Raw genomic sequence first — 26,495 nt, forward strand, 5'->3', positions numbered from 1 at the left:
ACACCCAGCTTCTCCATACTGATACGCGTCGCCGGCTGAGAAATCACAGAGCCGCCACCAAGCGTATAAAACAGTTTGTCTGATACGGCTCCACTGACATCAGCCCCATACCCCTGCGCCCCACTATTCGCCTGAGGCAAATTGATGTTGAACTGATCGGCGAAAACGCATGGCGTAATCAAATGCAGTCCAATAGCCAGCACACAAAGTTTCATGTTCATCGTTATTCCTTAAAAATTCGTAACAGATAACAACCGCTGACCACGGCGTTGGCAGCAACTATACGGTTGCCAGAGGGTATAGGCTGCACTGCCATTCTCCGCTGACATGCGGTCACCATCAGGGAAGATCGCGCAGGAAGACGTTAGCTGTGGAGATAAGCGCTGCCACTTGTGATTGTTGGTGTTTTCCACGACAGGCTCTGGAGGCCAGTAACCATCGCGGCGGGAACCCGTCAGGGGCTGATAGACGTGCAGTTGACCAGAGCGCGTAATAATGTCTGCCACACGTTGGGCGACAACGGCGGACGCTTTATCGTCATCGGTATGCTGGACAAATCCAGAACGGGGATAAACATTCCCCCACATATTTCCAGACGCCATGCTGCCCACTTCGCGTTGGCCAGGAATGAGCGCCTCAGGATACAGCGATTCAGGAATTCCCGTTCGCCAGACGAGAGAATCCAGTGTGCTCAGAAAATACGGCATGAGCGGCGTGGCAACGCTATCGCAGGAATAACCGGGAATTTGTCCACCGATGAGGGCCGAGGCTGGGTGGCCGATCGCATCCGCATACTTGAATTTGATATTGGATTTTCGTCGCCCCGGATCTTTAATATCTGCCGCGTTCCCTCCGCCGGCAGTGACCCCGCTTAACCCACTGGTCACCGTACTTTCCAACCCGCCTGCACCTTGACTGACCAGAGACATTTCTGACCAGGGATTGCCTCCTGGAGCCATATACGTGGATACCACTGCATCAGGAATAAAGTGAGTGACTTTGACGGACGTGCGAATGGTACAGCCGAATTTCGTGCAGAATAGCCAGTAACATATGCCACTGACACGCCAACTGATACACCCTGGAGAAATAGCGCTGGCAACGATTTGTGCGGTGTTAACGGCAGCAATCGCAGCAGGCTCACACGCGGTCGTGAGCATAATGCCAACTGCAATCGGCCGTAACCGGGTTCGCCATCGACTCATGGTCGCCCCCCTTCCTGCATTTTATATGCAAGCGCTTTGGCAACATCAGCTGTGCCGTACACCACGTCGCGATCGTCAAAAACAACAGCAGGATATTTGCGCACGCCAATTTCCCATGCATGCACCACACCACGATAGGCCGTTTGCAGGTCATTCTCATGCTGTTGCCACTGTGGAGAACGCATGACAGCCTGAGCCTGCCCTGTCGCTTGCTCCATCGAGGCTGAAAACTCGCCAAAAACTGCACGCTGCAGTCGCTCCGGCGCATCCAGCCAGACTATTTGAGTCTCGGGTGTCAGATTGCTGGGAGGGTGTTGCTGGTCGGTATAAACAACGGGGTTGGCCAATAATGGGGCAGGTAAAAACAGGAGAAGAAAAGCATAAATTTTGCCGTTCATCACCGCACTCCTCTAGGTTAATAAATACCCTTCAGGTTGCAGCAGGTAAGGGAGATAAACAGCGGTAAACTCTTTTCGAATAAATGAAAATTTACGGATTACAATAACCGAAACATAAATAAGGCCACTTCCAATAATTTTTCACAAACCGGAGGCGTATGAACATCCGAAGACTAAGGACTGACAGTATTGAACTTTCCCCAGAGGTTCAGGGACTACTGAATAACAGTATGGACTTCTTGCAAAAGGCACAGGATGAGTTTGCCTCATCACCAACCCATTCCATCGTCAGCTTTTGGACGGCCGTCGAACTGTTACTTAAGGTACCGCTTGCTCATGAACACTGGTCGCTAGTATGCAGCGGAAAGAAAATTGTTCGCAAAAAGTATCGCGAAGGTGATTTTCAATCCATCACCTTTGCAGAAGCCTGTGAGCGGCTAAGCGATGTATTGGAAAAACCTCTGCCACCCGCCACCCTTAAAGCCTTTGACAAAATCCGCCAACACCGCAATCGCGTGGTCCATTTTTATCATGATGCATTTTCGGAAGAAGACAAAGCGAAGTTACTGGCCGAGCAAGCTGATGCCTGGTTTGCGTTGAACCGCCTGATGCGCGAAGACTGGAAGTCACTTTTTGAAGGGGCTCTGGGAAACTATCTCGCCAAGCAAGAAATGAGTCTTCTAATAAAAAACACTTACTATGCCGATATTAAGTTCGACCAGATCAAACACGTGATCAAAGGACATCAAAAAAATGGGGATAAAATTCTCAACTGTAAGTTGTGCAAAAAATCTGCCTCACCAGTAAAAGTGCTTTTACAAATAAATGATTATTCTGTCAAAACGTCGTCATGCTTAGTGTGCGGTTCTTTTCAGGACAAGCTCATCGAACTTTCATGCCCTGAATGCAATAAGCCGCAAAGTTTAATCGCTTGGGATGAAACGGATTTTGAATGCACTAAATGCCAGCATTCTGTTTCCCGTTATGAGCTTTTTGATACAAGCAGTTACTCACCGGACGAGTATCATTGCGCCCGCACTCCCGCTGGTTGCTCCGAATGTGAGACCGAACATTCTGTTTGTGAGCTTGGAGAGGGGTATTTCTGCACACACTGCTTTAGCTTTTTCGAATCTATTGGCCAGTGCGAGTGCTGCTATCATCACAGTACAGATGTAAATGAATTCAGCGTAATGACTGGCTGCAACTTTTGTGAAGGGCACCCAGAGACGTGGCCTGATGACGATGACTGAGTATTGTTCATAACAAGAGCCTCAGCGAACCTGAGGCTCTGATCGCCTGTCTTCACTATTCTTGATGCAGTCGCGATTTTAATCACTGAGTTGTCGCAACAGCGTCAACTCTCTATGCGCTAGTCGCAACTTCTTTCAGATACAACACCAGGTAAACCACATCAACAGCATCCGGAACAGAAATGTACCAGCGGGGATGATCGTAATCATCCATCTCTGGCCAACTCGTTGTGCCAGCAACAGAGATCAGGATATCCACACAGGGGCCGATACCCTGTCCACCATCAAAATGCAGCGCTACCGCACCTCGGGTACCGACTCGGTGAGGATGGCACGTTACATTGCACTGCATAGGTAAACGCTGACGAATAGCATCACGTAGCTGTTGCAGTTCGCTATCGTTTTTCAGGGAAATCCCCGCCTCGCCTTGCGGTTTCAGACTAAAAAGCATGGGAAAATGGCCACTCTCCGTTTGGATCGTCGGCGTAGGGTATTTCAATGTCATCATGCTGCAGCTTTCTCCTGCTCAACCAAACCACGGGCTTTATCTAATGCTTTGGCGACCCGCATTGCCGCTTCCAGCTCCGAACAATGGAATTCATTCATCAGACGACGTCGTTCCACTTTTTCTTCTTTTTCTGTCATACCGAGCGCCAGGTACAAACTGGGGGGAACGGCACGGAACAACGCCTGGACGTTCTTCGATAATACGACCCCCTCGGTGTAGCATTTATCCAGTTTACTGGCTGACATCAGCACCGATTTCTGTTCATCCGTCAGGGATTTGAAACGGCTGATATCATCGACTTCTTTCTTTGGCATCACCAGGCATAGCCACCATTCAGCCATGTTAAGCATTTTGCCGGCTGCATCTGGAAAATCCTCCAGGTTCTGCGTTGCCAGCCAGAGCCAGGCCCCCAATTTTCGCCACATTTTGACGATCTTTGTCATATAGGGCGCCAACAGCGGATTAACCGTTGCAATGTGCGCCTCATCAACAGCGAAAACGATATCCCTTTTCTTGTACTGATCACGCTCGGCAATGTTGTTGATGGTGTTCGTCAGTGACACCATGGTTAATGCCATCTGCGCTTCATACCCTTCACGCGCAAAATACCCCAGATCAATCAGCGTGACGTCAGCTTCTGGCCAGAGCTGCCCTTCACGGTTAAACAGTTCTGCTTCAAAACTCCCTTCTTGTGTGAAAATACTTAGCGATTCAGCCATCTCAGCGGCTTTAGTACGACGCTGCTCATTGCGCTCAGTATCCATGGAAATATCAAGTAGTGCGCGTTGCAGATCGGACGGAAGCATCTGTTTAGAAGCGGCATACGAAACTTTCGTGGCCATCACCAGTGCTTCACGGATCATTGCGCGATCGGCTCGTTTAAGCTCGGCTTCTTCCTTCGCATCACCACCGGTGATCATCATGCGGGCTGAAATCTCCATTTCCCCCAAAATGTCCCGTTTCTCTTTCTTATCCCCCTGATCGTCACCCTGCTCCTCTGTGTCAGCATCCAGTTCAGGCAGTGCATCTGCATCAATGGCCAGAGGAACATCACTGTTCAACAACTGATAAGCGTCACCAAACAGCGGAAGACTCAACCCATTACTCGGTTTGATGCTGACCTTATTCACCGTCAGGCCCAGGCTTTCAAAATAATCGGCCAACAGCCCAAATGAGTTGCCGGCTTCAGCAATGAACAGTCGGGGGCGGTGTATGGCCATCACCTGCGATAACATCGCGCACATCGTTGCCGACTTGCCGGCGCCGGTCGGTCCAAATATCAATTTATGTGCATTTTGGCTGCGATCACTTTTATTCAACGGGTCGAATGAAAATACGTCTCCCCCGCGATTGAAAAAGCTGATCCCGGGATTCCCCGTACCCGTTTCACGACCCGTTACAGGTAATAACCCAGCCAGATGCTGTACCCACGTTAGCCGGGTATACCAGTGTTTCTTATCGGTTTCCGGGTTGAAGGACATAGGGAGTGCACGCAGATAGCTGTTAAGTGGTGCAACGTCATACTCCGGCCGCACAGGTTGTAAACCTGCACCGAGTAACACCGTCGTCAGCTCTACGCGTTTATGATTGAGCGTTTCCACATCATCAGCACGCAGCAAAAATGTTAGCCCGGCACGGTAAAGCTTATGCCGATTTCCCAGGTACTCTTTGACGGTTTTAACATCTTGGCGAACACGTCCAGACTCGGTGTTCTCACCTACTGCGTTCTTCGATAGCCGGGTAAAGTCCGCTTCCAGCTTATCTTGCGGTTGTACCACTATGGTCATACACAGGGTGGTACCTTCCGGAAAGAGATCCATTAACGCATTGATCTTTTCTCCCCGGAGCATTTCCCCTGTAATCGCTCCGGGTTTTGGCGGGCGCCGTAATTTCTCGACCGGCAACGCACAATGCGCCTGATTATCAAACCACCATACGCCGTTCTCCACGTCCGAACGTGGCGGATTGAACCACAGCGTCTCCGTAAAATCATTGAGTACCGGCATGGTGCCATCAGGGGTATCGCGTCGGTCAAAATAGGCTGCCTGACGATATAACGTGTCTTTATCCACCCATTCCGGCGACGGATTAAAATGACGCAGCAACCAGCCATGTACCTGATGGCCATTCTGTCGCACACACATTACCCCAGCGCCAGACAATGCACTGGTCACACGTTCACATACCTGGTTGAGCATCGCGATCGGCGGCATCGGGTCTCGGTTGTTTTTACCAATCCAGCGGTATATCACCATGCGCGTACGACGCTGCTGACCGCGCCAGGGCTGGCCAGTAATTTTGGTGTCAGTAAACAGTCCTTCAGAACGGGCAATCCCCCGTAAATGTCGCTCGGTCTCTTTCAGCCAGGCTTCCGAGAACGGTGTGCCCTGCGCATGGGGTTTGACATAGCCCCTCAGGCGATCGACATAAGCATCGACATTGTTCTCATCCTGACAAAAGAACTGCACAACCCAGGGGTTTTCATCCAGTTCTTCAAAGCTGTCCTGTATCGCATCCTCGACCGTATCGCGGATTTGTTCCAGGCGCTCTTCCGTACGTCCTTCTGTCGCAACGGGAGAGACTTCATATACCGCTCCGACAGAAATGCCATCATCCAACAACAGGCATTTATCACTGTCTAAGAACTCTGCCCACGGCAGGTAATCGATGATTGAGGGATTAGCATGGTTCAGCCTGACCTCATCCTGAATCGTCATATTCCCGGGACGTTGCAGTGATGCTCGTCCGGCAACCTGAATTGAAATACCTTCAGCAAGACTGCCGATCGCGTCATCAGGTACACGCGTTTCACGAGAGCGGGATAGGCGATTTTTATTAAATAGTGAGAACATTACAGCGCCTCCACGCGTTCACCCGGCATCGCATACTGGGTCTGGCTATAGAACGGAAATACCGTGCTGTATCCGGGAACGGGTGTACTGCCCTCAGTCAAATGAGGGAAAATATATATCACCATGTCTGGGTTCGGCAGGCGGGGAAACTGTTGACTGATTTCGCTCTCCTGAGTTCGGCTGTAACTCCGATCGTCATGTAACGACGTTTGAAGCTCAGCTGCACTCAGCGGTCGGCGTAATGCATCTCTGGCCTGCGCTGAACGTCGAGTTGTTCCCTCTCCATCTGCACCATTCCATAATTCCAGCATGGTGTGCTCACCAGCTGGCAGCATTTCTTCTTTTGAGGTCGAGCACCCGCTCAATAACACCATAACAAGCAGTGTGGCCATAATCTGGCATTTAGGCATGTGTTTCTCCAGAACGTCGGAATAAATGAAAATGACCGGCAATGAGCGAAAATGACCGACACATCGGGTGACGGGATAATTCGGCAACCGTCATCCGTACGATGTGCCAGTCATTAAGATGGCCCTGTTCGATGGCCATCAGGAAAGGATCGGTCTGTTTTTCCAGAAAACAGGCCAGTTCAAAGCGTTTGAGTGATGCGGGCGGTAGTTGTCTGACAAAAAAGCAGCCTTCCAGCACCGGAATACAATGGCTACCAACATCAAGAAATAGTGCGTCATTAACCCAGTAAAGCGATGCTTGCGCTGATTCAGACAGACTCTTGGCTAATAATTCAGAATCGGACTGACAATAGTGAATATCAATCCGTAGCTGATCGGTTGCGGATGCCGTACTAAAGATCCAGATGTTTTCCCAGCAGGCGTGAATGGTTTCCATCTCGCCTCCTCAATCCAAACCACGTTGGTTACTACCATCAGCCGGTAACGAGAAGTCGTATCGAACTTTGCGGCCCTTGTCTTCATAATCAATCGCCAGTTGTCTCGTAATATGCACAGCTAATCGCATACCTGGCGGGACATAAATCGCATCAAATGTCTGGCCGTAGCGCTGTTTCACCCAGTCAGTCGTCTCATTCAGACCACCGGCCAGCGCTTTACCAAGAACCGCCTGGCCCGCGTCCCCCGTGAGTGAGGAGGTCATCCCACCATAGCCATTTGTTTGCGTCGTCTGCTGGTTTTGACTCAGCGCACTGGCAGCACCAGAGCCAGCAGACAAAGCAAAAATGGTGGGCAGATAGGTAGATGCGTTAGATTTGCGTTCCCCGCCGATACAGGGGATCCCCGCTTCATCAGAAATCCAGCCAATACCACCGCTGGTACTACTCTCCCCTTGGTTGCTACCGCCATTATTGCTATTACTGTTGCCATTAGCGTCAGCTCGCGGCAATGTACGAACGGTGCCATCGGCAAACACAAACGTAATACTATTGACCTGGCCACGAACGCACGACAACGTCCAGTCACCACTGGCAGTACCCGACACGATCGCCCCCTCTACATCGGGCAAATCGATACCATTTGCGGTTAGGTTGTCTTTACCAATGAGTACCTTGAATGGGTAGGGATCAGTCACTGTGCCATTAATCGGGACACGCCCTAACAGCGCCGTCATTGCCCGACTGCCGATCAGGGTAGAATTCTCAGGTAAGGTGTAAACTGGCTCTGCTGTAACCTCATTTTTTTCGTTCGAGTACCCTTTCACTTGCTGCTCATACGCCGCTTTCTGACGCGTTAACTCATTGCCATTAAGAAATGAGGTAGGAAACTGAGGCAATGCAGGCATACCAGAACTGGAGACCTTATTAGGGTCAGTGGGTTTCTGATCTTTTGGCTGTACCCATATCAGCCCATCTGCGCCTTGCGACGAGGTGCCACTGGTACCACTTCCCATGCCGTCCAGCCCTAACCCCAGAGGAATATCACCGTGCCCAGAGGCGTCCTGATAGTTACTCCCTCCACTAATATGGCCACCGGGATTACTCATCGTATTAGCCAGTTTATCGGTCAGTTCCTGAATTTTATTCTGTAGCCGTAACTGTTCATCCTGTAAGCGTTTTTGCTGCGTATCGTAGGACTGCTGCACGCCAGAAACAGCTTCATTCACTTGCCCTGACACATCGGTACTACGGCGGGTCAGTACCTCATTTTGTTTTTTTAGGTCCTCATTTTGTTGACTGAGCTTGCCTAAATCACTGCGCACCTGATTTAACGAGCCGACCAACGTGCGTAACGTATCCTGGGGAGTATCACCCGCGACGCCCAACGCTTTGAGTTCATCCGGAGACAACCCCAGTGTTGTCGTTGCTGTATCAGCGGCATTCTGTGTCTGGGTTGAATCTGATTGGCAACTCTTTACGCCAATCAATGCACCGATGGCCAGCACCGATGGCACAATCACTTTGACCAACGTATTGGACTTAATTTGCATGAACACGATCCTTCTTACTGGCCTTACCTGATGTTGGCGGCATTTTGGCGACCGGCTCTGCGACAAATGCCAGTTCCGGACGGCTATCGGTGATCAGGTATAATGTTGTCGTGTCTTCTGGTGTACCTATTGGCCCTACCCAACGATGCTGGAACGTGGCAGAAACAAACTGTCCCTGAAGAACCCGGGGATCGAGGACAATCTTTCGGCTGGACGTATTGCGAACACGTAACGCCACAACGGAGCGCGCCCCAACTCCCCAGGCTGACAGCGTGGTTATATCCAACGGTTCAGAGGGATATAAGGTCGTGATCTTCCCAGATAGACGAGGGTTAACGGGATGAATACCGCTCACAGGCTCTACCGCACGCAATGGCCCGTAGAGTGTTTGCGCAGCAAAACGAGTCAGAGCGACAGGTAAGGGGGCGTTATAGCGAGGCGCTTTCGGCTCTTTCGTGTCAGGCTTCGCTCCGGTAGTGGAAGATGAATCACTACGCCCGGATACCTTAGCAGGACGATCGCTGTTATCTACCGTAGTGACATCACCGCTATACACCAGACGAACAGGCTCTGTTGGGCCACTCGGTGACGCAGTCACATCGAGCAGAATAATCTCGCCGCTTTCTAAATCCTGTAACTGCAACCGCGTTTGAGGAAATGCACTGTCCGCTTTGAGATAAACAGCCCCACCTGTCGATTGAACGCGTAACTTGTCATTCAGTGCCGGCGGGAAACCGACACGAACGTTTTTATCCGCAAAAATAACGCGTTCTTGCCCCACCTTTAGTGGGATCTGCAGGGGGATGCGTTCCCATTTAATTAATTCATCAGCGGCAGCGTGCAATGACGCTGTAATGAACAATCCCAATAAACCGCTCTGAAAAAGTAATCGTGCTCTCATCGCATAACCCCCTTTTTCTCAGACTGAGGCTGATGCGAAATTTCCAGACGCTGCGGCATACCGTCATAACAATCCAGTGCCAGACCAAACGGGTTACGCTCTGCATCCCCATCCCAACGGACAACTTTTAGCGGGTAACGTACCAATACGCGTTTGACGGGCTCGGTGTGATAATACTCATCGGTAACCAAATCCAGACGGACAACCCAGTTGTCCCTGCTGATAATATCCACGCTCTCCGCGCTATATCCACGTCCGGGGATCTCGTAAACCACGCGAACACGATCCAGGAGCTCGTTACCAAGGGAGCGCTTTTTCGCGTCTGCATTCAGAAAATCCAGACAAGATGGAGTCAGGTATTGTGATAGGCTGAATATCTTGCCGGGATAGTCCTGTTCGCCATTTTTCGGCCAGGCATTCAACTGCTGAAAAATGTAAAACGCAAAGCTATAGACTGTCGGCGCCGGCACTTCCCACCAAGGTTTGGTACTACCAGCCCTGAGATCTGGAGGATTGTGAACCGTCAAATTGCTAGGTGCCCGCATCCAGCCAAGTATCGTGACCAGTAACAGAACTACCAGAACGCCACAGGCAATGCGTAATGTCTGGATATGTTGGTCGCGATTTCTTACCGCGTTACGGTAGATGCTCATGATCTTCCCTTCACTTGATGCCGGCGTAATGACCAGCAGCGAGAGTGAATAATCAACGTATCATCCCCTACACCAATACGTCGTTTCTTTTCCCCCAACTTCTGCCAGATGTAATTCTCAGGCTTACCGCGTTTAATCCGCGCCATCCAGTTACCCCCGAGGCCAATTACCAACAGAGGGGTCAGTAATATCCCTGTCGGAATAATGACCCACCCGGCTAGAGGGATAAGGAATAAGGACCACAAGACGCCGACAAAAGCCCCAAATAATGCAGCAAGCCCTAACTCTGGAGTGGTAAACCCACGAAACACCACGGGTTCGGCATTCAGGCGATCAGGCAAAAAAGGAATGGTTCGCATACCCGCACCTCACAAAATGATGTTGGCAGATTTGCCCAGTAACCAGATAGTGAGGACGAGTAAGATTGCGCCTACGACAACAATCGCGCCAAATTTTGGCCATTCTGCTCGTCCATTACGAACTTCAACGAAGGTATGGCCTGCAGCAATCGCGACATTAATAAACATGATGGCTGCAACCAGTAATCCAGCCAGAACAATGCCATCCTGTAGATAGCCTTTTATTTGCCCCATTAGTCCTGACCCTCCGCTGGATTGAGGAGCTTCAACAGGAGGCAAAGCAGCAAAAATGGGATTGCATAAAATCGCCATACAGAACAGAAAAGAAATGAGACGATGTAGATAGCGGCGCTTAAACATGAAAATTCCTCTGTGTAGAAAATGATTAACTAGCAAAAATCCAAATGCTCATGACCAACAAAAGCATTGTTCTGAACACAAACCGTCCCAGCGCGGCATCTCGGACTTTCTCGTTAGCCCACCCATTCCAGACATCGTTTAATGCCCAGGCAGCCCACAGAAACAGCGCGGCAAGCAGAAAGCCGATACAGATGAGGCTGAGTATTTGGGGATCGAAACCAGATGCTGATTTAAAGGCTGAAGACTGTGCGGCAGTCATAGACATATCAGGGACTCTCCCGACGGTAGTTCCCCGCAATAGAACTGGCTTCCCGAGGTTGTGCCCGGGATGGTGCCAAGTAGGTATCGATACCCGCTCTGATGGCATTCAAATCCGCAGTAATGCGTTGATAGTCGAAGTGGTATCGGGCACGATCGGCGGGGTCAGATTGCGCAGCGACAACGCGAGCTCGTTCCAACGACGCCTGAACCTGATCGAGTAGGCGTTGCGTGCTGGCTAGCTCGTCTTTCTCTGATGCATTCGCCGCATGAGTAAACAGCAATGAAGCACCTAGCAGACAAGCAAGCCGGACTGAGGGAGAAAACATGCACACCTCACAGTGAGTTGACGGTGCACATAGGATGAGGAGTCAAGGAAGATTAGTCAGCGATAAACCATTTATACTGAATTGAAAATTTAACTGAGATTGCACAACTGAATAGGGGAGATAGAGGGAAAATATGTCTTTATACTGCATAGATATGAAAGGTAACACTCATAACTCCTTCACACCAACCCCAGACGACTTTGAGGATATTGGTGATGCATGTGATGAACGATATGCATTAGCCTTACGATTTTGCACAGAACCGGATGAATGGACTGTAAGTTTAATTGTTGTAACTAATGAAAAAAACAAACCTATCGCCTATTGCTCCTTTTTATATTGGATAAGTTCATCGACTCCCACAGAAATAATATTAAATTTTCAAATAGATTATGTTTATGTCAGAGATCTCTATCGAAACAAAAAGTTATCTACACTTATGGCTGAAAAATTTGTGATACCGGAACTTGTTCTTTTCTTAAGAGAAAGAACGGATATAAACGATATATTTAATAATTCAGAATACATTAGTGCAGAAGGGTATCGTTTCGGAGAAAAGGTTTATTGTCACTTAATTGAACAATTGGACTGACGCGCCGCAAGCGTCTTGTCTGCTGACAAAAGCGCACAAAAGCAAGTTTTGTACGCTTTTGTCCAGCTCAATTAAGAGCTATGCATTTTCTGAAATCACCTTCATTCCAGTATCGCAGGAACATCTTGCATTCATCCGCATCCAGCTCCAGCGCAAACTGAATAGCAGCGACAGCCGCCTGACAGGATCCATCACTCATTACCGTCTATCCTCTTCTAAAATTAAAGATATTTTTTAAATGTGGCCGTCGTTACTGTAATTGCAGTACCAAATAGCAATGCTGCAGGTAACAGTAATAAATTAGGGTAAACAGCCATCGGCCAGGACAAATACAGCATAGCGGGCACATAAAACGCGGGTTTCACCAGACGTTTGGCATGGTGATAGAGAAAGCTGGATTCATAGCCTGCACCAAAGCGCCGCAAGTCACGACGCCCGAGCCCTTCAACAATGGCCACAATTACCACCATAGCAAACAAGGGTATCGAGAGAACCAGGATGGTGACCCTAACCAGGGTAACCACCGTGACATAGACAGTAGCCAGCAAATATTCCCGCAATGATTGTGCCAGCCAACCACTCCAGGCGTTTAAGCTACGACTGAGCTCACTATGACTGTTTGCCTGCATCTGATATTGGTTACTAACCCAATCCATAAAGCCACTGTTGATAAACGCCCAGTGATAGCCAGTGTTGATCCAGTGGATTACGGTGACAGATGGCTCGGAAAACAACAGACTACGTTTGAATTCTGACGATAAATAGCCCAGCTCAGTGTTCATTACCTGCTGACTGTGTGCCGCCCCTTCCGTTGTCCAGAAGAATGCAATACCCACGTACTCAATCAGCAAGCTCAACAATAATGAACCCAGAATGATACCAATCAACTTCCATGGCCAGCCCCACAATACGTTATAAAGTAAACCATGTTGCCGCTCTGGCTTTTGTGGGGAGGGATTACGCACAGGTTCAGCCATATTACTCCCCCCCAACTGAACTACCGTTCCACCATCCCTCACTGGATCGGTAGTTACGGCGCATCTCTGTGGCGACAGCCTGCAAATTGGCTGGCATCATTGCATCATTCAAATCATTCGCTGGCAGTGGCATCCTGATTTTCCACAACTGGCCACCTTCAAGCAGGGCGAACGCCTGGCCTTTAGGCAGGCTGACGACATCAGACGGTTCAATCAGTGGAGTTTTTATCGTGCCGACACGGTCCTGTGTGCTCGAAGTAAAATCCTGTCCAGTCTCAACATTAGCCGTATCCGAGTGACCGGAAACCAACGTTTTACTGTAGATCTCAACCTGCGGCAGCTGCGTCGTGAGTAATTCTGCGGTTTTGTTGTCCCGGACACGTAGCATGATCAGTGTATTGAAATTCCCAATAACCTGCGCCGTTTTCGCAGCATTGCCGATACGCGCTTCGATATCCGATGACGTTTGCGTATAGGCGGTTACTTGAACGCCGGCGCCACCGCCCTTGTTTATCAACGGAATGAATTCATCGCCCATGAGCTCATTGAATTCATCGCAGTGCAGGTTAATAACAGCCTTTTCCTCTCTCTGTTGCGGGAGGCCGGCATTAATTCCATGTTTATAAATATGACCAGCAACGCTGACAAGGTCGGCAAACATGCTGTTCCCCACAGCAGTACCAACTTCACTATCTGTAAGGGCGTCCAGACCGATATACACAACGCCCCGTTTGCGAACAATTTGTTCCCAATCAAAAATGGGGCGTGAGTCATGCATATCCAGATAGTCCGGCGACAGAAGAGACGCCGTTTTACCCGTCGTCAGTTTTTCCAGTAGTGGCAGAAGGGAGGCAACAATTTTGTCGAAATAGGTTCGATCATAGCGAACCGCGCTACGCAGACCATCGAGAATCGGATCATAGAGCGCCTTGCCAGCTTCAGAGCTTAATGCAACTTCTATTGCCCAAATACCAACGCTATTAGGCTGGCCCTGCATATTTCGGGGGACATCTCCATCAGTGAGCACACTCAGATTATTATGTATCTGCTGCTGTAGCTCAGGCAGTTCCTCTTCAATGATTTTCTCAGCATAGCGCAGATACAGGTCCGCAATGTTGTTGACGTAACGCATAATCAACGTGTAATCAGGCCGCTCACCCAGTGCAACCAGAGCCCTAGCTACAATGTTTACGAAACGCCACGCGAACTCCTTAAACGCCGCACTGTTACCCTCCCCCGCCAATTGCCCTGAGATACGTGATGCCACTTCAGAAACGCGCCCAAATCTTCCGACCGCATTGTAGCGTGCCGATATCTCAGGCCAGCCCAGATGGAAAATATAAAGCGAATCACCTCGCCCAGCTCGATGTGCTTCAGCCCATACACGACGTAATAAATCAGGATCGCCTTTTGGATCAAAAACGATCGTCACATCACCACGGCGGATATCCTGGGTAATAAACAGTTCGGCCAACCGTGTTTTTCCAACACGAGTCGTACCCAAAACAATGGTATGCCCGGGGCGATCAGCCAGCGGCATGGTGACATCCACTTCATCCGGTTCAATACCATGCAAAACCGGCTTCCCGCCGACAGGTGGCAAAGGTCGTACTGGGTTCAGCGGAGAATCGACGCTTAACAACCTGGTAAGCCAAGGGAAACTGTGTTCTGACACATTCTCCAGTTTGCGGGCGGCCTGATATAACGTTGATGGCTGAATATAGCGCTCGACTTCCGGACGTAGCGTGTCACGCAGCCGTTGGGTGTGTTTCTGCGTCCACATGAATCCCTTACCGATAAACAGCCGCCGTTTGCTGACTGGAATTTGCTTACTACTCATCACATAGCGCGGTAGTCGTCGTAAATTACGACGGTAACGCAGCACTTTCATCCCCTGCCGAGTACGTACCATGGCCAGAACAGCAAACCCACCGGCCGTCACGTAACTCACTGACGGGGCCAGCGCAATCGCCCACGGCGCTTGCACACAGACAAATGCAGCAGTGGCAGATACCGCGGCTGTATTCAGTTCAACGGCGGGTCGTAGCAACGCTTCAATAACATAACGATCGCTCATTAGCTCTTCCTAACGGTGAAGTTTATCCAAATTGGATTGCCAGCCAACAACGCCAGTAATTGTTGACCGCTGATGATATGGAGGGGAAACGTATTATCGTGGCTGGAGATCGCATGTTGCTTGCTTTTAGCACCAGTTCGTCCGGTATGAATAAATAAACCGCCACACCGATGCTGTATCAGTAATGCCGAAAACTCAGCGACGTGCGCGGGATCTATCGCTCGGCTATAGCGTTTTGCCTGGATTAACCAACGCTGCCCTTTAACAAAGACTTGCCCATCCAATCCACCGTCGCCGCTATATGATGCGTTGCGAATGACCGTCAATCCCTGACGCTCCATTGCCAGCAAAAGCAATTCTTCAAACACATACGGATTAACACGGCGGAGATAAGAAACACGTTGCGCATCACCAGCTAAAGTGGGAAGTCTTTTTAACAAGCGCTCGGCAGTTTTACGATAACGACGATGGCGACGCACACTGGCTTTGCCACGCAAGCGGAATAACATACTTATAGCGGCAACAGTAATAATAAAAAAAAGAATAGGTACAATACCCAAAACAGGCTCTGCGATCTCAGCCAGATATGGACGCAGTGGGATCATTGTTGTACCTCTGAAGATACAGAGGTCTCCGTGATCAGCGCGGGATAATGTCGCAATTGTAATCGGCGAGCTAACTCACCACCTGACGCAGGAGCCATCTGCACATCAGGAACCAGCGATCGCAGGGACTGAACCGCAGCCATATCCGTTACATTGACGATTAAACCGACTGCCTTCATTTGGCTCAGTTTTGCAGCATTGATCTGCAACCAAGAACGCGATGCCGGATCGTCTCCGACAAGAAATAACGCACCAATTCCAGGCAAATTCAGCGTTCTTGACGCTTCAATACCAACAGTCAGTTCTGGTGTCAGCACCGGCAGCATAGCTCCCTCTCCTGGCTGACCTTTCCAGGTGCGGCTTTCAGTATTATTGGCTTCGTTGTGGTCCTGGCGGTTAATACCATCAAAAAACGATGCGGTATCTTTCCCTCCCAAATCGGCGACAACATTCAGTTCTGCATGAACAAAGAACGGGCTCGCCAGAAAACACAGCGCAGATGCGGAAATAATTTTCATTTATTTGACACTCCGGGGTTCGATCCAGACAAGTTGAGTGGTAGGAGTAATCTCAGGAAGATGGGAAGCTGTCGAAGGTTCAATCATGGCCAATTTACGCTGCACCGAAGAAATGTATCTGGCAGCCGGAGCACCGCCGGCTGGATGGTGGTAGCAACCAACAGCACGTAACCAACTGCCCGGTTTTCTCTCGTAGCATTCACGTAGAATTTGTGCTGAAACATTCAGATTGGTGTAGGGTTCAAACGCCTCCCAGGAGTTTGCAAAACGACGACCGTTCCAACCCCAGTTAACCTGCCCTAATCCAACATCAATGTTTTTATGTGGCACCGTCTTCAGAAAACGTTGTAGTGCCTGCCAAGCTTCCAGCCGGCTGTCATATTGATAGCTTCTCCCCTGAACATTCAGACTCCAGGGCCAGGGGCGAACGCCATGAGGCAGCTTGCGGCTAGACTCCTGTAATGATTGTGCATAGAACAGTTCAGGCGGAACCTGATGTAAATACGCAACACGCTGATACCCATCAGGCACCGGTTGTCGTGATGCGTTAACACTGGAAGAAAAAATGCTGAATATAACCAGCAAAATCAGAAGGCAGCGACACGCCATCCACTTTCTCCCTGCTGCAACAACACTGGCATTAGTCCATTACCAAAGCGAATCCAACGACCACCATCATGGTTCAATGTGATTTGACGATTACGCACGCGTTCTACTGGGATATTGCGCTCTCTGGCCCATTCACGCAGTTTGTTATCATCCCCACCGCTATCGACCAGATAGATATCAACCGGGCGATCATCCGCTAGAACAGCCGCGAGGCGTGAATTACAGTTGCCGCAATCCTTGGATTTCACAAATAACGCCAATCGACCACCGTTATCGTGTGCGACGCCGCCCGCATTACCCATGTTGACTGGCAATGCATTCGGATAAATGCGCCCCCAAGCAGCATCCACCTCACGCTGAAATTTCAGAATCTTTTCAGTTCGCTGAAATTCTTCCTTAACCCACTTCTCTGCTAACTGCCGCCGTTCTGCATCACTGCGAGCTTCAATACCCAGAGTAGTTAACGGATCCAATCCCGGGGACTGGATGCCAGTTTTCCCCCGGATCATGTCCTGATATCGAGCCCATTCTTCATCGGTCAGCCCCCACTGTGTCGACTGAAGGTGAGATAATCCCTGATCAACAACTCGAGTTTGTGAATTCGACTCAGGTGTAACATGAATGCTGGTATTGACGGACGCGTGTGCCATTCCTGCCAACGCAAGCATCAGCGCCATTGCTTTCACTTTCATAACGGTTCCTTACTGCAATGTGAGAATTTGAGACTTCCCATTAACCAAAAAACGCGCCTGATTTCCGTCAATGCTGGCTAACGTCCAGCCATTAACCGATTCGCCAGGCGTTAGCATTCGTATATCTGACCAGCGATTGCTTGCTGAATGAGGGATGATGACGGCATATTGCTGCCCTCCCCGATGCTCAATACTGGTTAATGCAAAAGGGGCGGGAACGGGTTTAATTACCCGTTGAGGCTTTTTTTCAGGGGTAGCCTTCTGCTTCTGCGGCGCTAACTTTTCAAACCGGTTTTGCCAGTCATAGGCTAGCGAGGAAATACGTTTATCCTGTGCATCTGCTGTTCCCTGCAGATCATTAATACGCTGTTCAAGGTGTGCTAGCCGTTCAGGAATGGCTGATTGCCCTTCTACACTTTTTATGTATTGATTCAGTTTCGTATCCAGGGTGCTAGCCCAATCATTCTGAGACCGACGCAATGCGTCGAGCTCCTGCACAGAGACAAATTCGCTCCGAAGCTCGCCAATTTTAATTTTTAATTCCTGCATCTCTGCTGGCAATTGCTGAAGCTGGCCACGCCGAAATGCAGCATCCAGCGAGTCCAACTGGACACTTTGCTGTTGAACGATCAGGAAAAGCACGACAGAAAGACCTAGCGGAACGAAAAACAAAACGGCAAGCAGGCTTTTAAAGAGCCAGGAGAGCCGCGAAGATTGATTTTCCTTATCCGCAGATTCCCCTTTATTGAAGAGTCCCATGCGCCGCGCGGCGACGTCTGCAGAGGAAGCCTTGGCGTAATGTGCGTTGACCTCTTCAGCAAACTCTCCTTGAGCTTCAGATAAAGGGGGAAGTATGGTGTCTGTAACGGAGGACTCAGTTGTCATGCCTCAAAGATCCTTGCCTTGGTTAACGGTTTTCGCCATTACTTTGCAAAAACCGAGAACCAGAGACGACAAACAACTGAATATTGAGATTGGGAAATTTAGCCTACGAGAAAGGCGGCGAAACAGCCCTTCGTTAAGAATGATTTAATCAGTTTCCTATATAACTGCTCGATACAGTCCGAAACGCCTATCATTTTTAGGCGTAATTTTCAGGATTCACAAGGGCATCCAAAAAACTCTCAGTGCGATAATCGTTGTTCCAACCAATCCAAATAGAAGGCTCGCCCTCAACCGAAATATTGCGATTTCCAGACATTGCACTTTCTGGTTTTGACACAGAATGGCATGAAATGACCAGGTCAGCTTCTGCAACGTCCAGGCTTGCTGTTGTCTCAAACCCAGCAATCAATACTGTGGTATCTGGATCGTATTTAGCCAAAAGAGCTTGTAGTTCACGAACTTTCATAATTTAGCCTTTAGTTAATCAATTCCTATTACCGACTCCCCTCCGACCGCTTGGTGCAGCCGAGCACCTTTACCTGAGTGATAGCCAGCATGATATGCATCATCATCCCCACGGCAACTTTTTGCCTCCCTGCTTGTTAATTTACTAAACCCCTCAGAGATCTGCTTGTAGTACAACGACATTAATTTCTTCTCTTCTTTTTCAACAGAAAAGCCACTGATGGCATTCCAGGCACCGCTCACCCAACCTGCACAAAATTGATCTGCTCGGTTGGTTTTAGTGCTGCGCTTGATACGCTTGTTTTGTGAGGCAATAAACTCGCTACGGGCTTTAACTAACTGGACACTCAGTACATCAAACCCGTATGCAGCAATCTGCGGCCGTTCTGCCGGGCCGTAGAACGCAACAGAACGCCGATTATTTCGATTCCAGGTATAATAACAAGATACGCCGAATGCATAACACAGCAGGTTAGCCAAATTAATCACATATTCTGGGAGTTTCTTCGCATCAGACGGGCAATACTCACTCTGAAATTCTTTAATCGACTTCAGATCGATGTCCAACTCGCTCAGGCCAAATTTATGCATTAGATTCTGAGCCTGGCTAATAGCATTAGCAGCCTCATGCTCATTCGTACTGCGCTTTGCTAAATGAAGGAGTTTTTGGATTTTATCCATGTATTTTTCTTTTTCTTCTTCACCATTCATATTTACCCTCCAACACTATCGACGTTAATTTATTTAATAATAAATTAATTTTAACTAAATTTTCTTTCTGCATAGAAAGGCTATAATAATGACTAATATTCCAAGTCAGGACAGCTTAATTTAATTAGCTGGTTATAATAACGTTTCGTCCGATATCGACTGGCTATTAAATGCAGGTAAGCAGAGCGGATGTCGGGAAAGTTCAGTACAATTAATTCGTCAGCACATAATTCATCAGTAACATTAATGGTCAGGCAGCATTGTTTGTCTTCAGAGTTTATCAATAGCTCCTTATATTCTGCTATTCGCCTGACCCCAAAACCGAGCTCATCTTCAAAATAAATCCTCACGCAAACATTACCAATACTGAATCTAACTCTGCCATCATCATCCTTTTCCATCACTTGTGAAAATGCAGGTATCCCTCTCAATACGAATGGCATTTGATAACGAGATGGTGTGTGTCTTAATGAAACTCTCCCCAGATGACATCTTTTTTCATCCCATTTCGGGTGACAAACTAATCCACAATCTTCTATAAAAGCGAACAATGCCGAACGGCAAAAATATTTATACGGTGGATTATTAATAATCATGTCTAAATCAGGCATCGCGTCAGGGTTTTTGTGCCACCATACGACCATTGAGTATATGTATGGTGAAACCTTGCCCTCATCAACCATGCCGCCCCATGATTTAATGCATGCAATTTCGTACTCTAAACGAACCTTTTGTAATTCAGCATATGCTGTATACATAAGCTGGTTTGTGGGAGCAAGGCGTTCGTTCATTTCTTTATTCAATTTAACTGACTGCGCATCAAATTCAGCAACATGAGAATTAAAAGTGACTGTTGCTGAATCCAGCCTGTTCTTGACTCCCTCAAAGTCAGTCAGTTCAGCTACATGGCTATGAATTTTCATATTCATACAGATTAACCTGCTTCCTTATTACTGTCCGATGACTTGTAGCGCACCCATTCGGCGCATGGTCCTTCTTCGGTTTCGAAGATGGCCGTCAGGATCCAGCCATCACCGTAGGGCGATTCCGGATTCCAATGCAGCGCGGGGCGCTCGATGTTCTCGCCATAGAGGCAATCGTCGCAGAACACCTGGTTCATGTACGTAAAGTCCACGGCCATGCCCCGCTCTGCGAACCACGCTTCATAGATTCGCGTCGAAGCGCCACCTTCATCGAATGGCGTTTCAATGCGGTTAGGGTGTTGCCAGAAACCGTACTCATCCCTAACAGGCAGGACCGGAACGATACGGTCGGTCGGCTGGGGAGCCAGACGGGCAAACTTAGCTTCAAGCTCTTTTTCCGGAACGTTGGGCGGCAACTTAACCACCCGCTCTGCTGCTAACTGCTGCTTGAGCGTATCGTTTTCAGAATTTAGTCCGTGCGCCACCTTTTCGAAATTCCGCGCTTTCTGACTGGCTGCTGCTAACAGCTTCTCAAGGGCTGCTATGTACTCGATAAGGCGAACGACGTTTTCAGGATTAGCCAATGCCATGTATTTAACGTTTGCTGCATTGCGGTATTTCGGCTGTTCGTTTCCGTCGAAACCTTGCCAGTTAATGATGTTCCCGCATCGCTCATCGTCTGGCGTATGAAGTGCAAAAGTGCCGCCTTTCCGATGTGTTTTGCAGAATGCAGACCACTGGCCTGGAGTTGCTTTTCCCGCAGCGGATTTGATTTTTTTGATAACTTCACTAATCGGTTTGTTGGTCATGGTAATGCCCTCCGAAAAGCCAGCGCCTGTTTGTAACTAGCTTTGGCTTCTTTCTTTGTTTTGCACCACTCGCCGTAAATGCTCGAATCCTGATAATTCCCCAGTCGAGACATACTTATATTCATTATGAGATTTTTCGGATTCACCCCTTTCACTATTGACCTGGCGAAAGGAAGCTGACTTGACATAATCATGAGATTGCCACACACCGACAAGCGAAGGTTCACTGGCACCATTATTTACTGAAAGTTCAAAGGATGTAAGTGATGTAGAAAAACCATCACATATTTTCGCAGCATGCTCTTTGTCAATTATCTTGTAATAAGAAATTTTCCCATTATATTCTTTGTAAGATGCACGTTTATTCAACTCGCATCCCATGACTTTCAGGTTTATCACTTGAGGCATGCTATCAACATTCACTGTGGATGCAGTCGCGAATGGATTGCAACTGATTGCCGATAAGACCAATAATGACTTAATCAAGGTATTCATATAAGATCCTTAAATCACCTGCGTATTCATGATTATTCAGAAGCTGACAGCTCAATTTCTATTGTTTGATGCCTGTCAGCCCCGTACCACGGTTCAGGAGCTATTTGTTGATAGCCCCAGCCGTCATCAAAATGTAAACGTCAGTTGCGCAACAGCACCATACGTTCTGTCTGTTCCCGCCATGCCGGTGATATCCAGATGTACGACATCAAACGGAGACAAACCAATGCCAGCAGTAAAATAGGAGTTATCGCTGTCATGAATATCAGTACGATACCCTGCGCGCAGTTGCGCCCATTTCCAGGCATTCAGTTCGCCACCTACACTGACAAACTGGCTGTCTTTATCAGAGTTAAAACGACTGGCAGGAGTCAGATCGACATCGAGAGCAGTAGTAAAGAAACCGTTGCTGTATGCGGTTCCCAGCGTTGCCTGAGGCTTGATTTTGAACGTGTCTTTGACGCCGTTGACTTCTTTCGTCTCGATGCTGCGTGCAACCAGATTCTGGCCAACCAACCCAACAATCCAGTTATCATTCAAGTTGGTTGAAAAACCGACATCTACGTTGGCGCCCGTTTTATCGTTACGATAATCGCTGCTGCGAAAATCCGAACTGTCGTATTTATTAATCGCAACGTTGTAATTGAATGTATAGACGCGCTGTATTTTCGGTGTAATACCTGCGGAGAAGCCGAATCCTCCGATGTTGAATTCACGTGCCATTGCAACACCAACATCTGCAACGACAGCGGCACGGCCATTAGCGGATGACGTTAATGAACTCAGGTCAGAGCCGTTGACTGTACCGTTTGACACCCCATCAAGCCACTGGAGATCGCTATCTGTTACGTTGGTTTTGACCGTTGCCGTTCCCCACGCCTGAGCAACGACGGCAAATGGCAGAACGCTATTGGGAACAGCAGCAACCGTTGATGCACCGGCATGCGCCTTAGCATGGCTTCCAGAAAAGTCTTGTAATGATCCACGCAGCTTTGACGCAGCTAAACTTGCATCTCCGCCGGCACTAACGATACGCTCAAATGATTTCCAATCATTGTCGATACGGTCGACCCCATCCTGCAGATTATCCGGATCGGAAACCTGAGCGCCGACTGCTGGCAAAATCAGGCTAAAGTCATCTGACTTATCGAATTTCGTCAGCAGCGCGGGGTTTACAAGAGCAGCTGCGCTGTAGTGCGAGGAAGCAACACCTGTTCCGCCCATAGCATCACCGCGAGCTTCAGTCCATGTACCGGCTGCATTAGCTGAAGTAGCAACCACGATGCCCGCAATAATAAAACTGCGTGTAATTAATGAGTGTTTCATTCTTTATTCCTATATGGAGGTTAAATATTTATGATATTCCCTGGTACTGGCACAACATTCATTTATGATTTTTTGACAAATAAATCCCCTGGTGCTGGTGCAGCATTAATAATAAAAAAAATTTAACCTGCTAAAAAATCTTGATAGCTCTTATATTCACGATTGTAATTATCAACAACCATAATGGGAAACACTGAACCATCAGTTAACGACTCAACTTGTTTCTGTGAATAAGCCAGATACCTGACATCTTTCGATTTCGGAAGATCCCATTCTCTCAATATACGATAAACCTTAATGATTGGGATATTAATTACCCCATGAACATTTTTCCACTCCCGAGTAAAAGCTAAAGTAACATTGCAGTCACCTATTGCACGAAAGAATACCAACTCAGCGGTTTCACTCAGAACGTTATAATCCAGAGGTTCCTGATCAAAAAAATGGCAATATTCCATTGGATACATTTTCTCACAAAACAACCACTGCACGTCGATTTCAAACCATGATGCCAATTGATGCAATACTTGAGTGTTTAGCAAGTCCAGTGTTCGTTCTGCGCTGGATAATGCCCCCTGACTAATACCAAATGGTGCAAGCAATTGCGCCTGTTGCAATACATTTACCCGATGAGCATCCATCAACAAACAAAAACGTTCATAGACCCCCATCATTTTGTCAGCTGTTGATGCTCTAGCTTCAGAAAGTACACCTTCCAAGATAATGCCGTAGAGCGTAGACTTGGAAACACCGATACGCTCGGCATGCATGTCAAGGAACGCCCTGCTTTCTGGCTTGATTCTTACTGAAAACTGGCTATTACCACCATCATATTTTCCATCACTTTCAGGGAATACCATGTTCCCTGAACGCAATAGTGCAATTAATGCCGTATATGTAGGATTCATTCACTACGACTCCACATAAAAAATTATTTCAATGTAATTAGGTAACTCGCTTTAATGTACAACCGAGGTTAAACAACATAATTAATCGTGTACAACAAAATAAATCGATCGGTTCGATCGAATGTATCGATCACATTAAAGTAATGTAATTATTCAATCCACGATAAATTAACCATCCCAGCTAAAAATTTATCTCGCCATAACGACAATCATTACCCCTCGATGAGGAATCGTTACCAATCTCCATTCTTGTAGAAATGTCTGACATATGATCCCTACCCGTTCCAGTCTCGATAACACTACATTGGATACCCGGTAACGACGGCCACATCCAGATAAGACATTCTCAGCTAACTGCACCTGAGAGGCCCTCATCAAATGAGAGCGAAAAACGACCGATTCTCTTTTATTCTGAAGAGCTGTATCTAAGGTAGAGACGAATGCAGTATTAAATTTTTTCAACTGATTTTTATTGAGACGCCCGATTCTAGAAAACAGTGAGATATGAATTACTGCATAGTTCCTTTCCCTATGTTTCATGTATGAAACAGAAAAACCTTTGAATGGCACAAGCAGGCATATGAAAAAGTAAATGGGGCAATACAGAGCAATCGTTCCGACAAAAAAAAATACAGAAATCATAAGTGGCCACATGGGAGGATTAATACCCAGATCATGCAAACGGCCTAAAGAAATGGCGATATTTAACTCAATATCGCCTCTTCAGATTTAGAGGGGGCTGATCAGTATCCGTTCACTCATATTGACAGATATATGTCCAGGTGGAGGGAGTCTTTCGCCATTCTTTGCAGCTATCGCTTGAAATCTGAGTAATTCAACAGATGCCACTCTTAACGCATCATCATATGTTGGTGCTGTAACCACCAAATCATCAAAATCAGAAAATGTCATTGTTACCTTACCACCATCATGAACCTCGATATCCGCTGGGTAAGGTATGAAAATCGAAATTAATTTCTGCGCTTGCTTTTTACGCGCATCGAGCTTACCGACCAGATGAGTCGCTCTGAGATGGGTATATCGCTTCAGCATATTCATTGATTTATGCCCTGAGATTGCTGCAATTTCCATAACGTTCAACGTGTCCAGTTCAAAAAATCGGCTGATAGCTTCATGTCTAAGATCGTGAAAATGGAGATCTTCAATAGACATCGTCTGCAATGCAATACGCCACGCACTTTTAAAACCGCTTGAAGTGTAGGAAAAAACACTCCCACATTCGTGCCGGACAAGCTCACTAATCTCCTTCAGCACCTGGCGCGCCTTTGAAGACAACGGTACATCACGTGTAGAACCGTTTTTAGTTAATGGTAGGTGAGCGATACCGAGTCGAAGATCTATATGCTCCCAACGTAATGACAATATCTCGCCCTGCCTCATTGCTGTCTCAACAGCCAAACGAAAAATTGCCAATAGCTCAGGATTTTTACTCTTTAGATAACGCGTTATTTTCCGCTCTTCCTGAGAAGTTAACCTACGCGTCCTACCCGAAGAAACCGTTGGTTTTCTTACATTCTCAACGGGATTAGTTGTACATGTTCCCCATTCAACTTTGGCCAAATTATACAATGCAGAGAGCAACGCCATTTCAAGACGAACGGTGTTGCCGCTGATAGTTTTTTTTGTTCTAGGGTTAATCTGGGCCAACCTATCATCCCTGTAGCTAGCAATATCAACTGATGAGACCTCATCCATGTACCTACCAGCAAGTGATGACCTTTTGATAACATTTATTCGATAAAACTCCTGTAGTTGACCTCTCTTATGGCGTGACACAGTAGCAAAGTATTTATCCAACGCCTTACTTAATAGTATCTTTTTTATACGTTTTTTCATCAAAAATGTCCGTCCCTAACTTTAAAGGGGAAGACAATACAGTAGTTTGCCAGTTTGCCAATCCGGTGCGTGGAAATCACCCTCATCTATCCAGCCCGGCACTATTACCATGTGGGGAACGCCCGTTTCTCCTGAGGGCTGGCTGGAGCTCAATGGCCAGCTATTTAATCCCAGTGGAAATCCCGTACTGGCCAGCCTGTATCCCTCCGGCCAGGTGCCGGATTTTCGCGGGTACTTTCCTCGCGGCTGGGATAATGGGGCAGGGATTGATCCCGACAGCCGAGCAATTCTTAGCATTCAGGGAGATGCGATACAAAATATTACGGGGAAGTTTCCCTCAATGACGTGGTCTAGAGGACTTGCAAGTGACGAGTTTTTTGTCGGTGCATTTAAGAATGATCGTTTTATTGGCCCCGGTGACCGAGGCACTGACGAAACAACTACATTCCAAGCTAGCTTTGATGCATCGCTAGTAGTCCCTACTGCCGAGGAAAATCGACCTAAAAATATCTCAGTGATGTTTATCATTAAGGCAGGCTAAGCACTCATTGAGCGCTTTGCCAATCCGGTGCGTGG

Annotated in this window: 32 protein-coding genes and 1 pseudogene; 3 read left to right on the forward strand and 30 right to left on the reverse strand. The window is 47.9% G+C overall.

The features are described 5' to 3' along the window. From H0248_RS15060 to H0248_RS15070, 3 genes and pseudogenes are all read right to left on the reverse strand, one after another. Positions 1-221, reverse strand: a pseudogene (locus H0248_RS15060) (integrating conjugative element protein); the annotation flags it as partial. 9 nt (positions 222-230) lie between these two features. After that, on the reverse strand, positions 231-1,205 hold the full coding sequence (locus H0248_RS15065; protein WP_180786524.1) for a TIGR03756 family integrating conjugative element protein: 975 nt from the start codon (positions 1,203-1,205) through the stop codon (positions 231-233). Continuing rightward, a complete protein-coding gene (locus tag H0248_RS15070; RefSeq protein WP_180786525.1) occupies positions 1,202-1,603 on the reverse strand; it encodes a TIGR03757 family integrating conjugative element protein in 402 nt (133 codons plus the stop codon). Before H0248_RS15070 ends, H0248_RS15065 begins: the two co-directional genes overlap by 4 nt. 158 nt (positions 1,604-1,761) lie before the next feature. Here H0248_RS15070 and H0248_RS15075 point away from each other — a divergent pair, with 158 nt between their 5' ends. Then, positions 1,762-2,853 (forward strand): hsdR, encoded by a 1,092-nt coding sequence (locus H0248_RS15075; protein ID WP_180786526.1) that lies wholly within the window; start codon positions 1,762-1,764, stop codon positions 2,851-2,853. A 112-nt stretch (positions 2,854-2,965) separates the two neighbouring features. Here the strand turns inward: H0248_RS15075 and H0248_RS15080 are convergent, their stop codons facing one another. The 11 genes from H0248_RS15080 to H0248_RS15130 are packed head-to-tail and all read right to left on the reverse strand — an operon-like array spanning position 2,966 to position 11,470. Further along, positions 2,966-3,361, reverse strand: coding sequence for an acetyltransferase (locus H0248_RS15080; protein WP_180786527.1), 396 nt, complete (start codon positions 3,359-3,361; stop codon positions 2,966-2,968). Beyond that, positions 3,358-6,213: a conjugative transfer ATPase gene (locus H0248_RS15085; protein ID WP_180786528.1), complete on the reverse strand. Its 2,856-nt coding sequence runs from the start codon at positions 6,211-6,213 to the stop codon at positions 3,358-3,360. The genes H0248_RS15080 and H0248_RS15085 overlap by 4 nt, the downstream gene beginning before the upstream one ends. Further along, positions 6,213-6,623, reverse strand: coding sequence for a TIGR03751 family conjugal transfer lipoprotein (locus H0248_RS15090; protein WP_116164810.1), 411 nt, complete (start codon positions 6,621-6,623; stop codon positions 6,213-6,215). Before H0248_RS15090 ends, H0248_RS15085 begins: the two co-directional genes overlap by 1 nt. Further along, positions 6,616-7,059 (reverse strand): hypothetical protein, encoded by a 444-nt coding sequence (locus tag H0248_RS15095; protein ID WP_116164812.1) that lies wholly within the window; start codon positions 7,057-7,059, stop codon positions 6,616-6,618. The genes H0248_RS15090 and H0248_RS15095 overlap by 8 nt, the downstream gene beginning before the upstream one ends. A gap of 9 nt (positions 7,060-7,068) precedes the next feature. Beyond that, on the reverse strand, positions 7,069-8,610 hold the full coding sequence (locus tag H0248_RS15100; RefSeq protein WP_116164814.1) for a TIGR03752 family integrating conjugative element protein: 1,542 nt from the start codon (positions 8,608-8,610) through the stop codon (positions 7,069-7,071). Then, positions 8,600-9,511, reverse strand: a complete 912-nt coding sequence (locus H0248_RS15105) for a TIGR03749 family integrating conjugative element protein (RefSeq protein ID WP_180786529.1) — start codon at positions 9,509-9,511, stop codon at positions 8,600-8,602. Before H0248_RS15105 ends, H0248_RS15100 begins: the two co-directional genes overlap by 11 nt. Further along, entirely contained in the window at positions 9,508-10,164 is a 657-nt protein-coding gene (locus H0248_RS15110) for a PFL_4703 family integrating conjugative element protein (RefSeq protein ID WP_180786530.1), read from the reverse strand. The genes H0248_RS15105 and H0248_RS15110 overlap by 4 nt, the downstream gene beginning before the upstream one ends. Further along, a complete protein-coding gene (locus H0248_RS15115) occupies positions 10,161-10,523 on the reverse strand; it encodes a TIGR03750 family conjugal transfer protein (RefSeq protein WP_180786531.1) in 363 nt (120 codons plus the stop codon). Before H0248_RS15115 ends, H0248_RS15110 begins: the two co-directional genes overlap by 4 nt. Positions 10,524-10,532: 9 nt before the next feature. Beyond that, the gene (locus H0248_RS15120) at positions 10,533-10,883 is read right to left on the reverse strand and encodes a TIGR03745 family integrating conjugative element membrane protein (RefSeq protein ID WP_116164820.1); all 351 of its coding nucleotides are present in this window, start codon (positions 10,881-10,883) and stop codon (positions 10,533-10,535) included. A 25-nt stretch (positions 10,884-10,908) separates the two neighbouring features. After that, positions 10,909-11,148 carry a TIGR03758 family integrating conjugative element protein gene (locus tag H0248_RS15125; protein WP_072013552.1) on the reverse strand — a complete coding sequence of 80 codons (240 nt, stop codon included), beginning with the start codon at positions 11,146-11,148 and terminating at the stop codon, positions 10,909-10,911. Position 11,149: 1 nt separating this feature from the next. After that, the gene (locus H0248_RS15130; protein WP_039313267.1) at positions 11,150-11,470 is read right to left on the reverse strand and encodes an integrative conjugative element protein, RAQPRD family; all 321 of its coding nucleotides are present in this window, start codon (positions 11,468-11,470) and stop codon (positions 11,150-11,152) included. A 133-nt stretch (positions 11,471-11,603) separates the two neighbouring features. Between H0248_RS15130 and H0248_RS15135 the strand changes: the two genes are divergently transcribed. Beyond that, positions 11,604-12,062 (forward strand): hypothetical protein, encoded by a 459-nt coding sequence (locus tag H0248_RS15135; protein ID WP_116164824.1) that lies wholly within the window; start codon positions 11,604-11,606, stop codon positions 12,060-12,062. Positions 12,063-12,129: 67 nt separating this feature from the next. Here H0248_RS15135 and H0248_RS22195 read toward each other — a convergent pair whose 3' ends face one another. The 16 genes from H0248_RS22195 to H0248_RS15210 form a co-directional block, all read right to left on the reverse strand. Next, entirely contained in the window at positions 12,130-12,261 is a 132-nt protein-coding gene (locus tag H0248_RS22195; RefSeq protein WP_257981561.1) for a hypothetical protein, read from the reverse strand. Positions 12,262-12,283: 22 nt separating this feature from the next. Continuing rightward, positions 12,284-13,039 (reverse strand): TIGR03747 family integrating conjugative element membrane protein, encoded by a 756-nt coding sequence (locus tag H0248_RS15140; protein ID WP_116164826.1) that lies wholly within the window; start codon positions 13,037-13,039, stop codon positions 12,284-12,286. 1 nt (position 13,040) lies between these two features. Beyond that, positions 13,041-15,116: a type IV conjugative transfer system coupling protein TraD gene (gene traD, locus H0248_RS15145; RefSeq protein ID WP_116164828.1), complete on the reverse strand. Its 2,076-nt coding sequence runs from the start codon at positions 15,114-15,116 to the stop codon at positions 13,041-13,043. Next, on the reverse strand, positions 15,116-15,721 hold the full coding sequence (locus tag H0248_RS15150) for a restriction endonuclease (RefSeq protein ID WP_116164830.1): 606 nt from the start codon (positions 15,719-15,721) through the stop codon (positions 15,116-15,118). Before H0248_RS15150 ends, traD begins: the two co-directional genes overlap by 1 nt. Continuing rightward, positions 15,718-16,239 (reverse strand): integrating conjugative element protein, encoded by a 522-nt coding sequence (locus tag H0248_RS15155; RefSeq protein ID WP_180786532.1) that lies wholly within the window; start codon positions 16,237-16,239, stop codon positions 15,718-15,720. The genes H0248_RS15150 and H0248_RS15155 overlap by 4 nt, the downstream gene beginning before the upstream one ends. Further along, entirely contained in the window at positions 16,240-16,848 is a 609-nt protein-coding gene (locus H0248_RS15160; RefSeq protein ID WP_240351953.1) for a transglycosylase SLT domain-containing protein, read from the reverse strand. After that, positions 16,827-17,540 carry a TIGR03759 family integrating conjugative element protein gene (locus H0248_RS15165; RefSeq protein WP_161546679.1) on the reverse strand — a complete coding sequence of 238 codons (714 nt, stop codon included), beginning with the start codon at positions 17,538-17,540 and terminating at the stop codon, positions 16,827-16,829. Before H0248_RS15165 ends, H0248_RS15160 begins: the two co-directional genes overlap by 22 nt. 9 nt (positions 17,541-17,549) lie before the next feature. Then, positions 17,550-18,425: a hypothetical protein gene (locus H0248_RS15170; RefSeq protein WP_180786533.1), complete on the reverse strand. Its 876-nt coding sequence runs from the start codon at positions 18,423-18,425 to the stop codon at positions 17,550-17,552. Positions 18,426-18,621: 196 nt separating this feature from the next. Then, positions 18,622-18,891, reverse strand: a complete 270-nt coding sequence (locus H0248_RS15175; protein ID WP_180786534.1) for a hypothetical protein — start codon at positions 18,889-18,891, stop codon at positions 18,622-18,624. A 14-nt stretch (positions 18,892-18,905) separates the two neighbouring features. After that, a complete protein-coding gene (locus tag H0248_RS15180; protein WP_180786535.1) occupies positions 18,906-19,601 on the reverse strand; it encodes a DUF2786 domain-containing protein in 696 nt (231 codons plus the stop codon). 92 nt (positions 19,602-19,693) lie between these two features. Continuing rightward, the gene (locus H0248_RS15185; protein ID WP_180786536.1) at positions 19,694-20,530 is read right to left on the reverse strand and encodes a hypothetical protein; all 837 of its coding nucleotides are present in this window, start codon (positions 20,528-20,530) and stop codon (positions 19,694-19,696) included. A 5-nt stretch (positions 20,531-20,535) separates the two neighbouring features. Then, complete coding sequence (locus tag H0248_RS15190; protein WP_180786537.1) at positions 20,536-21,333, reverse strand: hypothetical protein; 798 nt, start codon at positions 21,331-21,333, stop codon at positions 20,536-20,538. Positions 21,334-21,369: 36 nt separating this feature from the next. Further along, a complete protein-coding gene (locus H0248_RS15195; RefSeq protein ID WP_180786538.1) occupies positions 21,370-21,828 on the reverse strand; it encodes a hypothetical protein in 459 nt (152 codons plus the stop codon). A 126-nt stretch (positions 21,829-21,954) separates the two neighbouring features. Further along, positions 21,955-23,154 carry a conjugal transfer protein TraF gene (locus H0248_RS15200; protein ID WP_116164845.1) on the reverse strand — a complete coding sequence of 400 codons (1,200 nt, stop codon included), beginning with the start codon at positions 23,152-23,154 and terminating at the stop codon, positions 21,955-21,957. A gap of 122 nt (positions 23,155-23,276) precedes the next feature. Next, positions 23,277-24,062 carry a hypothetical protein gene (locus H0248_RS15205; protein WP_116164847.1) on the reverse strand — a complete coding sequence of 262 codons (786 nt, stop codon included), beginning with the start codon at positions 24,060-24,062 and terminating at the stop codon, positions 23,277-23,279. 729 nt (positions 24,063-24,791) lie between these two features. After that, the gene (locus H0248_RS15210; protein ID WP_180786539.1) at positions 24,792-25,919 is read right to left on the reverse strand and encodes a site-specific integrase; all 1,128 of its coding nucleotides are present in this window, start codon (positions 25,917-25,919) and stop codon (positions 24,792-24,794) included. Positions 25,920-26,028: 109 nt separating this feature from the next. Between H0248_RS15210 and H0248_RS15215 the strand changes: the two genes are divergently transcribed. After that, a complete protein-coding gene (locus H0248_RS15215) occupies positions 26,029-26,460 on the forward strand; it encodes a phage tail protein (protein ID WP_180786540.1) in 432 nt (143 codons plus the stop codon). Positions 26,461-26,495: the final 35 nt, after the last annotated feature.

This window comes from Pectobacterium brasiliense (assembly GCF_013449685.1).
Classification (GTDB): domain Bacteria; phylum Pseudomonadota; class Gammaproteobacteria; order Enterobacterales; family Enterobacteriaceae; genus Pectobacterium; species Pectobacterium brasiliense_A.

Coding starts and splice junctions, on each gene's coding strand:
- H0248_RS15065 (WP_180786524.1), bottom strand. CDS start 1,205: ATGAGTCGATGGCGAACCCGGTTACGGCCGATTGCAGTTGGCATTATG.
- H0248_RS15070 (WP_180786525.1), bottom strand. CDS start 1,603: ATGAACGGCAAAATTTATGCTTTTCTTCTCCTGTTTTTACCTGCCCCA.
- H0248_RS15075 (WP_180786526.1), top strand. CDS start 1,762: ATGAACATCCGAAGACTAAGGACTGACAGTATTGAACTTTCCCCAGAG.
- H0248_RS15080 (WP_180786527.1), bottom strand. CDS start 3,361: ATGATGACATTGAAATACCCTACGCCGACGATCCAAACGGAGAGTGGC.
- H0248_RS15085 (WP_180786528.1), bottom strand. CDS start 6,213: ATGTTCTCACTATTTAATAAAAATCGCCTATCCCGCTCTCGTGAAACG.
- H0248_RS15090 (WP_116164810.1), bottom strand. CDS start 6,623: ATGCCTAAATGCCAGATTATGGCCACACTGCTTGTTATGGTGTTATTG.
- H0248_RS15095 (WP_116164812.1), bottom strand. CDS start 7,059: ATGGAAACCATTCACGCCTGCTGGGAAAACATCTGGATCTTTAGTACG.
- H0248_RS15100 (WP_116164814.1), bottom strand. CDS start 8,610: ATGCAAATTAAGTCCAATACGTTGGTCAAAGTGATTGTGCCATCGGTG.
- H0248_RS15105 (WP_180786529.1), bottom strand. CDS start 9,511: ATGAGAGCACGATTACTTTTTCAGAGCGGTTTATTGGGATTGTTCATT.
- H0248_RS15110 (WP_180786530.1), bottom strand. CDS start 10,164: ATGAGCATCTACCGTAACGCGGTAAGAAATCGCGACCAACATATCCAG.
- H0248_RS15115 (WP_180786531.1), bottom strand. CDS start 10,523: ATGCGAACCATTCCTTTTTTGCCTGATCGCCTGAATGCCGAACCCGTG.
- H0248_RS15120 (WP_116164820.1), bottom strand. CDS start 10,883: ATGTTTAAGCGCCGCTATCTACATCGTCTCATTTCTTTTCTGTTCTGT.
- H0248_RS15125 (WP_072013552.1), bottom strand. CDS start 11,148: ATGTCTATGACTGCCGCACAGTCTTCAGCCTTTAAATCAGCATCTGGT.
- H0248_RS15130 (WP_039313267.1), bottom strand. CDS start 11,470: ATGTTTTCTCCCTCAGTCCGGCTTGCTTGTCTGCTAGGTGCTTCATTG.
- H0248_RS15135 (WP_116164824.1), top strand. CDS start 11,604: ATGTCTTTATACTGCATAGATATGAAAGGTAACACTCATAACTCCTTC.
- H0248_RS22195 (WP_257981561.1), bottom strand. CDS start 12,261: ATGAGTGATGGATCCTGTCAGGCGGCTGTCGCTGCTATTCAGTTTGCG.
- H0248_RS15140 (WP_116164826.1), bottom strand. CDS start 13,039: ATGGCTGAACCTGTGCGTAATCCCTCCCCACAAAAGCCAGAGCGGCAA.
- traD (WP_116164828.1), bottom strand. CDS start 15,116: ATGAGCGATCGTTATGTTATTGAAGCGTTGCTACGACCCGCCGTTGAA.
- H0248_RS15150 (WP_116164830.1), bottom strand. CDS start 15,721: ATGATCCCACTGCGTCCATATCTGGCTGAGATCGCAGAGCCTGTTTTG.
- H0248_RS15155 (WP_180786532.1), bottom strand. CDS start 16,239: ATGAAAATTATTTCCGCATCTGCGCTGTGTTTTCTGGCGAGCCCGTTC.
- H0248_RS15160 (WP_240351953.1), bottom strand. CDS start 16,848: ATGGCGTGTCGCTGCCTTCTGATTTTGCTGGTTATATTCAGCATTTTT.
- H0248_RS15165 (WP_161546679.1), bottom strand. CDS start 17,540: ATGAAAGTGAAAGCAATGGCGCTGATGCTTGCGTTGGCAGGAATGGCA.
- H0248_RS15170 (WP_180786533.1), bottom strand. CDS start 18,425: ATGACAACTGAGTCCTCCGTTACAGACACCATACTTCCCCCTTTATCT.
- H0248_RS15175 (WP_180786534.1), bottom strand. CDS start 18,891: ATGAAAGTTCGTGAACTACAAGCTCTTTTGGCTAAATACGATCCAGAT.
- H0248_RS15180 (WP_180786535.1), bottom strand. CDS start 19,601: ATGAATGGTGAAGAAGAAAAAGAAAAATACATGGATAAAATCCAAAAA.
- H0248_RS15185 (WP_180786536.1), bottom strand. CDS start 20,530: ATGAATATGAAAATTCATAGCCATGTAGCTGAACTGACTGACTTTGAG.
- H0248_RS15190 (WP_180786537.1), bottom strand. CDS start 21,333: ATGACCAACAAACCGATTAGTGAAGTTATCAAAAAAATCAAATCCGCT.
- H0248_RS15195 (WP_180786538.1), bottom strand. CDS start 21,828: ATGAATACCTTGATTAAGTCATTATTGGTCTTATCGGCAATCAGTTGC.
- H0248_RS15200 (WP_116164845.1), bottom strand. CDS start 23,154: ATGAAACACTCATTAATTACACGCAGTTTTATTATTGCGGGCATCGTG.
- H0248_RS15205 (WP_116164847.1), bottom strand. CDS start 24,062: ATGAATCCTACATATACGGCATTAATTGCACTATTGCGTTCAGGGAAC.
- H0248_RS15210 (WP_180786539.1), bottom strand. CDS start 25,919: ATGAAAAAACGTATAAAAAAGATACTATTAAGTAAGGCGTTGGATAAA.
- H0248_RS15215 (WP_180786540.1), top strand. CDS start 26,029: ATGTGGGGAACGCCCGTTTCTCCTGAGGGCTGGCTGGAGCTCAATGGC.